Annotated in this window: 11 protein-coding genes and 1 pseudogene; 4 read left to right on the top strand and 8 right to left on the bottom strand. The window is 59.5% G+C overall.

What is annotated here, in order from left to right; translation table 11 throughout:
* The first annotated feature begins 421 nt into the window (after positions 1-421).
* From GNZ13_RS27480 to GNZ13_RS27470, 3 genes are all read left to right on the top strand, one after another.
* Entirely contained in the window at positions 422-892 is a 471-nt protein-coding gene (locus GNZ13_RS27480; protein WP_172170449.1) for a hypothetical protein, read from the top strand.
* Positions 893-1,182: 290 nt separating this feature from the next.
* Positions 1,183-2,238, top strand: a complete 1,056-nt coding sequence (locus GNZ13_RS27475) for a DUF6765 family protein (protein WP_172170447.1) — start codon at positions 1,183-1,185, stop codon at positions 2,236-2,238.
* 245 nt (positions 2,239-2,483) lie between these two features.
* Entirely contained in the window at positions 2,484-5,888 is a 3,405-nt protein-coding gene (locus tag GNZ13_RS27470; protein ID WP_172170445.1) for an alpha/beta fold hydrolase, read from the top strand.
* 204 nt (positions 5,889-6,092) lie between these two features.
* Here GNZ13_RS27470 and GNZ13_RS27465 read toward each other — a convergent pair whose 3' ends face one another.
* The 8 genes and pseudogenes from GNZ13_RS27465 to GNZ13_RS27430 form a co-directional block, all read right to left on the bottom strand.
* On the bottom strand, positions 6,093-7,637 hold the full coding sequence (locus GNZ13_RS27465) for a patatin-like phospholipase family protein (protein ID WP_172170443.1): 1,545 nt from the start codon (positions 7,635-7,637) through the stop codon (positions 6,093-6,095).
* On the bottom strand, positions 7,634-8,044 hold the full coding sequence (locus tag GNZ13_RS27460; RefSeq protein ID WP_172170441.1) for a DUF4345 family protein: 411 nt from the start codon (positions 8,042-8,044) through the stop codon (positions 7,634-7,636). The genes GNZ13_RS27465 and GNZ13_RS27460 overlap by 4 nt, the downstream gene beginning before the upstream one ends.
* Positions 8,045-8,046: 2 nt before the next feature.
* Positions 8,047-8,424 (bottom strand): hypothetical protein, encoded by a 378-nt coding sequence (locus GNZ13_RS27455; RefSeq protein ID WP_172170439.1) that lies wholly within the window; start codon positions 8,422-8,424, stop codon positions 8,047-8,049.
* Complete coding sequence (locus GNZ13_RS27450; protein WP_172170437.1) at positions 8,412-8,903, bottom strand: anthrone oxygenase family protein; 492 nt, start codon at positions 8,901-8,903, stop codon at positions 8,412-8,414. Before GNZ13_RS27450 ends, GNZ13_RS27455 begins: the two co-directional genes overlap by 13 nt.
* Positions 8,900-9,784, bottom strand: a complete 885-nt coding sequence (locus GNZ13_RS27445) for an acetoacetate decarboxylase family protein (RefSeq protein WP_172170435.1) — start codon at positions 9,782-9,784, stop codon at positions 8,900-8,902. Before GNZ13_RS27445 ends, GNZ13_RS27450 begins: the two co-directional genes overlap by 4 nt.
* Before the next feature lie 10 nt (positions 9,785-9,794).
* Positions 9,795-10,826 carry an alpha/beta fold hydrolase gene (locus tag GNZ13_RS27440; protein WP_328807298.1) on the bottom strand — a complete coding sequence of 344 codons (1,032 nt, stop codon included), beginning with the start codon at positions 10,824-10,826 and terminating at the stop codon, positions 9,795-9,797.
* A 377-nt stretch (positions 10,827-11,203) separates the two neighbouring features.
* Positions 11,204-11,467 carry an ArsR/SmtB family transcription factor gene (locus GNZ13_RS27435; RefSeq protein ID WP_172170433.1) on the bottom strand — a complete coding sequence of 88 codons (264 nt, stop codon included), beginning with the start codon at positions 11,465-11,467 and terminating at the stop codon, positions 11,204-11,206.
* A 55-nt stretch (positions 11,468-11,522) separates the two neighbouring features.
* Positions 11,523-11,732: pseudogene (locus tag GNZ13_RS27430) on the bottom strand (penicillin acylase family protein); the annotation flags it as partial.
* Positions 11,733-11,983: 251 nt separating this feature from the next.
* On the opposite strand from GNZ13_RS27430, the gene GNZ13_RS53920 reads away from it, so the two are divergent.
* Positions 11,984-12,796 carry a peptidoglycan-binding protein gene (locus GNZ13_RS53920; protein ID WP_172170431.1) on the top strand — a complete coding sequence of 271 codons (813 nt, stop codon included), beginning with the start codon at positions 11,984-11,986 and terminating at the stop codon, positions 12,794-12,796.
* The last annotated feature ends 13 nt before the right edge of the window (positions 12,797-12,809 follow it).

Here is a 12,809-nt window from a genome sequence, read left to right as displayed (position 1 = left end):
AAAAATCGGAGGCGGTTCAGGCATTGACTGAACCACCCGTTCCGAGGTCAGATGATCATGCCGTCGACGATTTAAACGTCTCCCATGGCAACCGACAGACTGGTCGAGCGCAACCAGTCGATGCACTGAAAACTGTTAAATTTACGCGCGCGCCGCTCGTCTTCTCGATGACGACGGCTAAAAGGGCTCGAGAAAACGTAGCTCGTCGCGCTGCATGCGGCGACCCATGACGCGCCGATCGATCGGCATGGACGGAATACCGGCCAATGTGCACGCTTACCCGATGAAATTCACTCCCTGGCATCCGTCGTCAGACTGAACGCGGTGCGACGCGCGAGCGTAGGCGAACGGTTCTCTCGCCAATACTGAGGACCGTTTTGAAGCGGCGGTGATCTAAATGATTAACGCTCATGCTGGGGTCATGCTGCAATGGCTGATCGGAAGCGCTGTGACCGTTTTGTACGCAAGCGACCGGTTTGAAAACCCTGAGCTGACGCGAACAACAACCACGTTCGCCCGCTACTGGGTTGCAAAATCCGGCTATGTCCTGATCGAGACCTGGCTTCGGTGGCCATGGTTGCTGACGACGTTCTTCACGACGCTGTATATTGCGTGGACCGCCGACAACCATGTGTTCGTGGCGTCGCCGGTTCCAAAATGGCTACGCATCGCAGAAGCGGTTGGCCTCGCTGCGTTCTTCTTTTTCGTGCAGCTAATGGTGATGAATATCTTCGCTTCGGTTCAACCCGATTTCTATCAACAAAGACTTCGTGGACAGTTGCCGCAGATATACGGTAACGCAGCGTTTCGACATTTCGGCGGCGCGGCCATTTCTCACGCCGCATTTCCTAACGAAACGCATCCCGGCGATGTACGAATTGTCGGTAATTGACAAACCTTTGGGCTCAAAGGTCGAGCGGAACCGCCTATAGTGATAATGGCATAACCTCGCAGCCCTCCGGGTACCGATCTGACACTTCAGACGCTACAACTGACTCGCTTGCCCAGCGAGTTGTCCGTCATCGGCCAGCGTCGGCTCATCTTAAGCAGCCCGCTGGCCGACCGGTGATCACCCGCGCCGAAGGCGCTAAACGGAAATTATCCGTCCGTTTAAGGTTTAAATGCTTAACCGTTCATGTAGGTGGGTCGCCCCCAAATCTGTCATAACCGCACGAGGCCAGTATGCAATACGACATGCACTATTACGGCACCTATGCGATGGCCGCCGCGGCCGGCATTCCGAAGGCAGACGCCGAAATCATCGCGTACTCCGCGCAGACCGTTGACGACCAGAACTTCGAAGACCTGCTAGCTGCAGAGACCGGAGAGGGCGTGTACGGCATCGCCACCGCACACCATCCACTCGCCACGGCGGAAAGGTCACTATCCCGCTTCGCGAGGCGGGATGAAGACGATTGCCGCCTCGTCTGGGTGCCCTTTCACTTTCTTCCCGGAAACCAGGGAGTCACGTTCAAGGAACGGGTTGTGGCGCGACAGGACAGCCAGGTAGCTCAGGAAATGATGGACCACTTTATCCAGAGCGCCGCAGGTCCATTCGCTCTCCAGTCGATCGGCGTTGCCGCGCATACATACGCTGACACGTTCTCGCATTATGGCTTCAGCGGCATCGAATCCAGACTTAACTGTGTCGATCCGGACTCCATTGTGACTGAGCTGGCCCACCACGCGACGGTGATCGGCGTCCTGAAAGAGAAATGGTCTGCGTTCGAAGCAAGATTCGGCGCGGCACCGGAGCTTGGACATGGCGCTGTCCTGACGTATCCGGATCAGCCATATCTGGAGTGGTCTTTTACTTACGTGAACGGCACAAAAGAATCGCGTAAAAATCAGCAGACGTACTTCCAGGCTTGTTCGCGCCTGTACGAGTATTTCATGTCTTTTGCGAAAGCTCGATATGGCCAGGACACAGCGCCAGCCGTCTCGTTTTCGCAGATCGAGGAGCGGATTCGCGCAGTCCTTGCCTACGCGGCGGAGGCACCCGATCGCGTTGAACAGTGGAAGACCGCTTTGCGCGATTGGGGGGTGTACGGTATCGAAGTCTGTCGCGACTACCAGGCACGAAACGACTGGCTCGATGATCTGGTGAGCCGGACAGGTCATCTCTCATTCGAGGAATTGCAAGCCCATCCGGCGTTTGGCTTTTATCGGGCGGCGACCCGGCACCGCGATTATGTCCTACGCGACCTGCTACCGAAGTTCGATATTTTGGTCGCTTGATGGCGCAGACGACTCCAATTGACCGATCGAAGTCCTGAGCCAATCGCACGCAAACCCGGATCGACCCGCGTCGTGCGGTTTTATTTTTTTCGGCGTACACGTGTCGATCCATTCGCACTACAAAGAAATGATTTTCTGACGACGGACACCGTCTAAGATAAAGAAACCACAGACTCCCGGCTGTCCCATTTAACGCATACGCCGGGTCTTCCGCGCCGTATCCCGTTCGAATGCGAGGTGATCGAATGAACCGCTTGTCAAGCGCCATCAAGGCGAAAGAACAGCATTACGAGGTCGTTGTCGTCGGGTCCGGATATGGCGGCGCGATCGCCGCGAGCCGCATGGCGCGAGCGAAACGGAAGGTCTGCCTGCTGGAGCGCGGGCGCGAATATATGGCGGGCGACTTCCCTGCGACGAAGGGTGACGGCCTCAAGGAGATTCAGTATAACCTCGACGCTATGCGCGTCGACTCGCCGCTGGCGCTGATCGAGATTCACGTGAACGAACAGATGAACGCGGTCGTCGGGTGCGGGCTCGGCGGTACGTCGCTCATCAATGCGAACGTCGCGCTCCATCCAGACACACGCCTTTGGACAGATTCGCGCTGGCCCGCCGCCATTCAGGCGGACAAGGCCGGCATCGAAGCCGGCTACGCACGCGCGATCGCGATGCTTCAGCCGTCACCCGTGCCGGCCGATTTTGGCCCTTTGCCAAAACTCGAAGCGCTTTCAGAGTCCGCGCACACGCTCGGCATGGACAAGTCGTTCTATCGGCCTCCCGTTACCGTCACCTTCAAGGACGGACTCAATGCAGCAGGCGTTGAACAGAATCGCTGCATCGGCTGTGGCGACTGCAATTCCGGCTGCAATCACGGCGCCAAGAACTCAACGCATATGAACTACCTGCCGGACGCCGTCGCGCACGGCGCGCAGATCTTCACGGGTGTCGATGTGCATTCCGTCGAGCGCGACGACGAAAACAACACCTGGCGCATCTACTATCAGTTGATCGACATCGGGCGCGAGATCTATTGTGCAGACGAGCTTTTCATGACCGCGGACCACGTGATCCTGTCGGCGGGTACGATCGGCTCGACCGCGATCCTACTTCGCTCGCGTCAGGCGGGGCGTCTGACGGTCTCGGATCAACTGGGCAAGCGCTTCACTGGTAACGGCGACGTGCTTGCGTTCGGCTTCAACACCGATCGCGAGATCAACGGCGTCGGCTGGGGCAAACACGATCATGGCGAGATTCCCAAGGTCGGCCCGACGATTACCGGCATCATCGATCATCGCGACACGCCGGACGTGAAAGACGGCTTCGTGATCGAAGAAGGGTCTTTCGCCGCGCCAATCGGTGAAGCAATGATGGGCCTGCTCAGCGCAGCCACGCCCGCGGAAGGCGTAGAGGAAGCGGGCCCCGAAGGCGAACACGCGCTGCGCGCCGCGGAGCGCCTTCTCGCAGGAGCGGCTGACCCATACCGCGGCGCGATGCACAACACGCAGACTTACCTTGTGATGGCACATGACGACGAAGCAGGCCAGATTGTTGTTGAAAACGGCCGCCCGCGCATCGAATGGGACGACCCCAGCAAGCAGCCCATCTTCAAGACGGTCAACGATACGCTCGAACAGGCCACACAGGCGCTTAGCGGCGTATTCATCCGCAATCCGCTTACAACGGAACTCTTCAAGGACCGCCTCGTGACCGTACACCCGCTAGGCGGCTGTGCGATGGCGGACGATGCGCAGCACGGCGTTGTCGATCATGCGGGGCGTGTGTACTCGGGCACGACAGGCAAAGAGGTGCATCCGGGCTTATACGTGATGGATGGCGCCGTGATGCCAATGTCGCTCGGCGTGAATCCGCTTCTCACCATATCTGCGTTCGCCGAACGCAACTGCGTGCAGATTGCCGCGTCCAATGGCTGGAAAATAGACTACACGGCGGCCGGCACCGCCGCCGCGCCCCCCACCGAGAAGATCGGCCTGCGCTTCACCGAAACGATGGTCGGCAGCTATACGCCGGTTGCGCCCGAGGGAAGCGCCGAGGTCCCGATGAGCTTCACGCTCACCGTCGACTCGAGCGATCTCGAAGCCATGCTTGCCAGTCCCGAACATGAGGCGACGATGGTCGGCACGCTGAGGTGCCCTGCGCTGTCGCGCGAACCCATGACCATCGAGGACGGCCGCTTCAACTTGTTCGTCATCGACGAAACGCACGTGGACCGGCGCAATATGGTCTACCGGATGACACTCGACTCGGTGGAAGGCAAGCGCTTTGGATTCGTCGGCCGCAAGATCATCACGCGTACGTCGCCGCTTGAACTATGGAAGCAGACGAACACGCTCTACGTCCAGATTCGTGATTCCACTACCGACGACGCGCCCGTGCTCGGCCATGCCACGCTCATCATCACGCCGGAGAACTTCCTCAAGCAGCAGACGACGACCGGAGTGACCAACGCGCCCGACATGGCAGCGCGCATCGCATGGACCCTCAAGTTCGGGAAGTTCTTCGCAGACGTGCTGCTCATCGAATACGGCGGCGTCTTCGCGCCACTCGAGTACTTCGATCCGAAGGCACCTGCGCGCGAGCGTCGGCCGTTGCGCGCTCCGACGCCGCAGGCCTCTTATTTCCAGACGCCGGACGGCAAGACGCTGCGGCTTACGCGCTATCAAGGCGGTAACAAAGGGCCCGTGCTACTGATCCACGGATCGGGCGTATCGAGCCGCATTTTCTCGACCGATCTGATCGAGACCAATCTTGTCGAATTCCTGTGCGCCGCGCAGTACGACGTGTGGCTGATCGACCTGCGCGTGAGCATCGACCTGCCGAGCGCTCCCGAACAGACCACCGCCGACGCGGTCGCCGAATACGACATCCCTTGTGCGGTCGCCAAGGTTCGCGAGCTCGCACATGCCGATACGATCCAGGTCGTCGCCCATTGTCTCGGGGCGCTGGCGTTCACCATGTCGTTGCTGTCGGGATTGGAGGGCGTGCGTTCGGTGGTCCTGTCGCAGGTGTCGGCCCACCCGATACCGGCATTGTTAGGGCGGATCAAAGCGGGCCTGCATGTGCCCCAAATGCTCGAACACCTCGGTGTGGAAGACCTGTCCGTGCTGACGGAGCATGAGAAATGGCCGAAGAACCTGCTCGACGAAGCACTGCGTCTCTATCCGGTTGAGCAAGACGATGAGTGCAGTAATGCGATCTGCCATCGCGCGACGTTCCTTTACGGCCCCGTGTACGAGCACACGCAACTCAACGAAACGCTGCACGAGAACCTGCAGGAACTGTTCGGCGTGCACGATATCCGTCTTTTCGAACATCTGTCCCTGATGGTACGCGCGGGACACGTGTTGCGCGCAGACGGCGCCGACGTCTACTTGCCGAACCTGAAAGGTATGAAGTTGCCGATCGCATTCATACACGGCGCGAAGAATCGTTGCTATCTGCCAAAGAGCACACTGACGACGTTCCAGATGCTGGTCGATGCTTACGGACCCAAGCATTACGAACATCATTTGATCGACGGGTATGGGCACATCGACTGCATCTTCGGCAAAAATGCGGCCGTGGATGTCTATCCGACGATTCGTGCACATCTCGACAACCATCAACCGCAGGGGCCGGTCGCCTTTCCATAGCGCAGGAGACGGTCGCCTTGATCTCTTGCGAGCTTAGGCGACCGCACAATCTATGAAAGCAGCGAGACGCGAAACGAAATTGATACGCTGTGCGATCGTCAGGCCACCTCTCGGCAAGCTTGCCGGCAGAGGTGGCCGGGCGCACGGCACTCTCCCGCTCGACACGCCTCCCGATTGCCGGGTTGTTATTCTCACGTGTGTCGATCACGCCGATCGGGCAGTAACAAGCGGCCGTTGCCGCACGTACGTGCGCACCAGCTCCGCGGCAAAGAATTTGAAGAAGCGCCACACTACGCCAGCCGCTGTGCGTTTGTCGTCTGCATTGGTCGCGTAGACGGTGCCAAGCAGCCTGAACAGCTCACTGGCGTCGAGGCGCAAGATGCCGGAGCCCAGCACTCGCCCACCGGCATCGGTACCTTCATGCAGCGTGCAATAGAGCGTGGTAGTCTCGCGCCAAAGCTTTAGCAGCGTACCGACACGCACTCTCTTCTTGCCGGCGAGGTAGTAGCGCATGCCGCCATGCTGGAACCCAAGCTCGTACATCATAAAAGTCAGCGCTGGATCACCGCTCGGAACAAACAGGCCGAACAAACCGGACTCTGCGGGAACGGCCTCACCGAAACGTGCGGAATCGATGTGCCCGGTGAGATCAGCTTTGTGCTCGGGGTCGGCAATGAATGCGGCGACGTCATCAATGTAGATGGCCGCGTGCATCGTGAATTGATCGGTGCTGGCGGAATCGCTGCGTGAGTCACCGCCCTCGAGTGTGAGACTGCCCGCCATGGTCTCGCGAAACGATAACCCGGTACCGGGCGCGTGCATCTGCGTCGCACGGGCATCCAATGGCGCCGGATGCATCGAGCGCAGCAAGCGGCATGCATCGCCATATCCCATGTCGATCAAGGTGGCCGCATCGATGCGGCCGAAGTAAAAGTCGGGGTCAAGCGGCAGCGGCACTTCGGGTTTGACCACGTACACGACAATCGGCTCTCGATGACCCAATACCGTTTCGCCGCGCGCGATGCGCGTATTGATGTCGGCGATCGTCGCCAGTTCCCAGTTCAGCGCCCCTACCGCGCTCATCTCGATCATGTGCACGTACTGGTTAAAGGCGCCGTTGTGAAAGACAGGCGTATTGCCGATACACCACACGAGCCACAACTCGCGGGCGCCACGTTCGACGCACGCAAGCAGGTTCGTGTCCTTGATCCACACCGCATCGGTCCAGGTACTGCCGGCAGCCTGTACCGCTGGCATGAAGATCGGCAACGAAGCGGCCGCCGTCAGGCGTGCGAGGTCGAGTTGGCGGTGCGGAATCGGCACGACAGTCTTGTCGTCGAATCTACAGACGTTGAATGATGCGTCTATGCCGGTCGCGGCGCGGATGCGGCCGACGTCGATGCCAAGCGAAGGATAGACGTATTGCACCATGTTGTCCGCGCTGCCAAGTGCCGGCAGATCCGCAGCACGCAGATAGTCGGCCGTCGGCCGCAGCGACGCGAACTTTTTCACCGATAGCGCACGCCAGCGATCACACAAGTCGTCCACACTCACACCGGAGAGAAGCGCGGCGAGATTGATCGTGCCGCCGGAGGCGCCATCGGCGTGCGTGAAGCGCAGTCCCGCATCCACCAGCGCTTTGACCGCGCCCGCCTGATACGCGACGCGCATGCCGCCGCCCGCAAGCAGGAGTGCGCGCGGCGTGGCACCGTCGCCGGCGGCAATCGGCGGTTGATGAGACAGTGTCATATGTCCGCCTTCGAGACCGAAGCCACACTGAACCAGACAAGTAAGCCGGTGGTCGCTTCGAGGACGGTAAACGCAACAAATGCAGTATGGGGGCGCCCGTCGACGATCCAGCTCGTGAAACGCGCCGCGACGCCTGAAAAAACACCTATCAGGAATAGTCGATGCGCGACACCGATGTGAAAAATGTCGCCGCGATACGTCACGCAGAAGAGACCGAATGACAACTCGATGGCCTTGAGGAAGCGACATTGATTCAGCAGGGTGGCCGCTGCGGGTGCCGCCAGCGTATCGATGGGCAGATCGAAGACCGTGCGCAGCTCCCACGGCGCGATCAACGTACCGCTCACGCCGATGCCAACCAGCATCAGCGCATAGCCCCAGAAGAACACACGCGTGATAAAGGCCATCATCATCCTCCGCGGCGCCGCAGATCGAAGAACAACAAGCCGCTCGCGAAGTCGAAGGTCGCGACGAGCAGCGCGACCGGCGCGAACACGCCTTTGCTCACGCCCCAGGCCACCATCAACGAAGCGCCTATTTTCTGGAGCGCAATCCACAACAGCAACACGGGAAGCGCCTGCGGCCGGGTCTGGGCGTGCAGCAACGCTGCGCCGAACAGAACCATGAACATGCCGACCGTGGCGAACAGCTGCGCGGCGGACGCCGTAGGTTCGACGCCGATCAGCCGGAGCAGCGGCGCGGGCGCTGCGATCTGTGCCGCACCGGTCAGCACCGTCAGCAAGGCAATTAGCGTGGCGCCAAAGCGCTCGAGGGTCAGCGCGTCCATGTCGCATACCTGGCGCGTAGCGTCCATCGGGCGAAGTACCAGACCAGTGCGGTCCACTGAACGCACCATAGGGCAACGCGAACCCGGTTCAAACGCATCCACTCCTGCAACACCACCTGCAGACGCTCCGCGTCCTGTATGCGGCCTGCCATTTCGTTGTTCAACGGAAAGAGCCACAGCAGCGTAAGAACCGTCGCAGCAATGATTGCTGCCAGCACGACAAGCGGCACCCAGCGCGTGGGTTGACGCCATTCGGCGACCAGCATGATCGTGGCAAACACGAGCATCAACTTTGTCATGGAAGTGAAGAAGCTTGTGGCAGCCTGCACCTGAGGGACGAACTGCAGGTAGTAGTTGGCAGGCGTCATCTGCGGTGCGATGGGAAATGAGAACAGTACGAGCGACGCGCCGGTGCCAAGATACATCGACGCGCACAGCAATAGCAATGCGTGATTCGCGATCAGCAATCGGTCCTTCATCGCCCTTTCTCCCAATCCGGTGCGCGCTGCGGGTCGGGAAGCCATTGCCGCGACTGGCCGAGAAAGAACGTGCTTTCGAGGCCATCCATCGGCTTAAGTGGCGGTTGCGCTTCGGAGACAAACCAACATTCGAAATAATCGTCGAGCACGCCGCGCGTAGAGGGAAAGAAGCCGGCGAAGATGGGCTCCGGATCGATGTCGAGGGTCTTGAGCGGCGCCATCCGGGGGTGATCGCTGATGAAGAGCCGCGACGCCCCCTTGCTAAAGAGCGAGAACCCGAGTTTGCCGCGAAAGTTGATGCGGGATTTCATCAGCATGCCGCGAAATGCACAGTAGTTGGCGGCTCCCATATTCAAAGGCAGCCACGCACTCGCGGGCTTGCGCACGTCTATGCGCATCAACATCTGCCCCTCCATGTCATACTGACTGCTAACCCAGTCGTCGCCGATCACGAAGTCGAGGCTGGCCTGATGCTTCGGCATGCCCCAGATCCCTTTTCCGCCCTTCACGGAGATTTCCGTCGATACCGGCAAATCCCACACGTACTGTCCGGTGCCGAAGGTTCTCATCATCAGAGCCGGCAACAGCCTGGGTGCCCGCCGGCTGCCGTGCGTGCATGCGATCGCGATGGAGTACTCGATGTACTTTCCAATGTTGGTGATACGGTAGTCGACCACGCTCACGACCAGCAGAGCGCGCTTCCACAAACGGAACGGATGCACTTCGTTACCTGGAATCAGGCTGCGCGCCGCGTCCGGGTCGATTGAAAACGCGGCCATCAACGCTGGCGTCTGTTCCGAATGGACAGGCATTGTGAACGGAATGCCGTCGACGAGCGCATGGCGCCCTGCAAGACGGGTCTGACGTGTGGGAATGACCATGCCAATTCCTTCAGATCTCTCGTTCGAGTTCAGCCAGCAGCACCGGGAAGGTGTCGTGCAACGCGTTCTTGCCGATGAAGACGTCGAGATGCCCGTATCCGCGAAGCACGTGTAGCGAGTGATGATTCGGCCGCTGGCGGTCGAACCATTTGAAACTCTCCTGTTGGCTCTGCCACAAAAAGCACTGATTCAGTTCGCCGGCAATGAACGCAAATCGGGCCGTGGTTCGCGGCGGTTCTGCGGCAAAATCCTGCGGCAAGCCTGGGAACCCGCCGTTCGATACGAGATGTCCGGCATCGAGGCAGCGAGACATCTGCCGAAAGAAGGAAAACGGCACGTTGCCAAATTCGCCCCGAATCCAGTCGTGAATCGCGGGGTTCAGATTTTCGTGTCGCCACAGGACTGGAAAACCGGTGCCAAAAGTGAAGCTCGAAAAGCGGCACACGCCGTTGTCGCATTCGTGGTGCGTCAATTTCACCAGACCCTGCAACAGCCTTGGCACGACGCCGCTCGCGTGCTCCCCCCATTGCGGGTTCAGGTAGGGTGTCAGTCGCGACACCACCGGTACGGCGAAACGGCCCTTCTGGCGCGAGATCCACGGCACGATCGGGTGCAGCGATACGGCATTGGACAAAATCGTCGTCACCTGCGGAATCAGGCCGGCGACGGCCGACATCGTGAAACTCGTCGAGCCCTGACAATGGATTACGGCTTTGATCTCAGGCGAACCGGTTTCCTCGACAACCTTGCGCACTGCTGCCGGGTGGTCGTACAACGCAGCCTGGTCAAGCGTCCATTCGTTAGGCGGCAGGTCAATGCTGGCGCGCCAGTTCTCCAGCCACACGTCGTAGCCATGCGCGAGAAGAAAATCGACGAAAGTCGTTGGGACCGGTGGTCTGAAAATGTTGGCTCGCACCCCCGCGCCGTGCACGAGCAGCACCGGCCCTTTGTCGGGTGTACGCCCGCTGCACGAATGGATCAGGTTGCACCGCTGGCCGTCGTCAGCAGTGAACTGCACTATGTGTTCCGTCGTCTGGCTCACGGCCACTCCCGAACTGACATGACCCACTTCCACGGACGATCACGCGCGTAAAGCCACGCCGTTTGCTGCAGCCGCGCGCAGCTGGTCGTTCGGACTTGTCTGCTTTAGACGATTGGACTGCGTGGAATTTGAAGGCCAGGCTAGTGTCGGACCGCCGATATGCGGGCCGTGGTTTATGACTTCGCCGACAGTCACGCCGGTGAACATGCCCGCGCGTTTCTCGGCAACTGGCGCGGCAAACTCGTGTGCGATGAGAGGAAGCGATGGAATGGCTCACCCACTATCAGCGCTTCTGGACCGACACACTCGATCGCCTTGCCGCCTTTGTGGAGGAGGAAGCATGCCCGCCCAACCCAGTCTCACGCTCCAGCGCCGAATCAACGCCTCGCCCGCAAGAATCTACAGCGCCTGGACGGAACCGTTGCAAATCGTGAAGTGGATGCCATCGGTCCGGCGCCGAGCCGGCACGCGACGGTACGGCCCGTCTTGGTGCGCGTGATCAGACCGCCATCCGACAACACGTCGAGATGCTTCATGACGGCGGGCAACGACATCGCGAACAGCTGTGCGAGTTTGCTGACGGACAGGCTTGCGCGCGCGGACAGACGTGCAAGGAGCGCACGGCGGGTCGGGTCGGCCAACGCGGTTTAATTTAAAAGCTCGTTCCGCGATGTCAAGCAGGCCGTCGAGATTCTTTCACGGTCGTGCCGGCAGCAGCTGCAGCTTCGTTTCGGTCGCCGCTTCGACGACCTTGCGCGAATCCAGCAGCGGAAAGTATTCGCCTTTCAGTTACAGCGGCGCGAGATCGCGGTAGTGCGGGCTGTCGGGATCGCCGGACTGGTCGCGCAGATTCACCGCGCGCGAGTTGTTCCGATTGCCTACGTCGACCACCACGCGGAAAGGCGGGTTTAACGATGCGGACAAAGGCGTTTGGAGGCGCATACCGGCCTCCGCAAAAGCCGTTCATTTAGTCCACTCGTTTCCGAAGAAGAGTGCAATGCCCCTCTTGCGGATCTGGTTTGTGCGCTAGACCGCATAAAGAGCTTTGTCGCAGCTCCGAAGCACATCTGGTTTCCTATTGTTATGACAGAAGATCGGGCGACCGCGAAGTAATTGCCTCACGTCTTACGCAATCGTTTATATTTCAGGAGACGAAAATGCAGTCAGATTCTCTTAGTCAGGGTGACACCGGGCCGGACGTGCAAGCGCTTCAACAGGCTCTGTTAAGCCATGGATCCAATCCAGGTGCAATCGACGGAGTTTATGGACAAGGCACGGTCGCTGCAGTGATGGGGTTTCAGCAAAGCGAGGGCCTCCTCGCAGATGGCATCGCGGGACCTCGAACTTTAACCTCGCTCGGACTATCCGATTCAAATGCACTTCCAAGTGCCATCCCTGGTGTCACCGTCGAGATTGTCAGTCAGATGTTCCCGGTTACACCGATTGGAAACATCAAAAATAATTTGCCAGGAATCCTGTCGGCTCTGGTTACGAGGAGCATTTCTGACAAACCGATGGTCCTGATGGCGTTGTCGACCGTTCGGGCAGAAGTAGAATGCTTCGAGCCGATAAGCGAGGGCCAATCCCGCTTCAATACGTCACCGTCGGGTCATCCGTTTGACTTATATGACAATCGGAAGGACCTGGGCAATCTTGGCGCGCCAGACGGAGAGAGATACAAGGGCCGAGGCTACGTACAGCTAACCGGAAGATCCAATTATGAAACGTACGGCCCTAAACTCAACCCATCAGTTGACTTAGTCACGAATCCGGATCTGGCCGGCGATCCGGAAATCGCATCCAGTCTGCTAGCGCTCTTCCTCGCGGATCGCGAATTGCAAATCAAGAGTGCGCTGCTTGCCGGCAACATGGCTTTGGCGCGTCAGTTGGTGAATGGTGGCTCTAACGGATTGGACAGGTTCACTGATGCCTATCAGCACGGCGAAGCGTTGATTCCAGACCGCGCCTGAAACACCTGCCCTG

The organism is Paraburkholderia elongata, from assembly GCF_013177735.1.
Classification (GTDB): Bacteria; Pseudomonadota; Gammaproteobacteria; order Burkholderiales; family Burkholderiaceae; genus Paraburkholderia; species Paraburkholderia elongata.
This window is presented reverse-complemented; position numbering and strand designations above follow the sequence as displayed.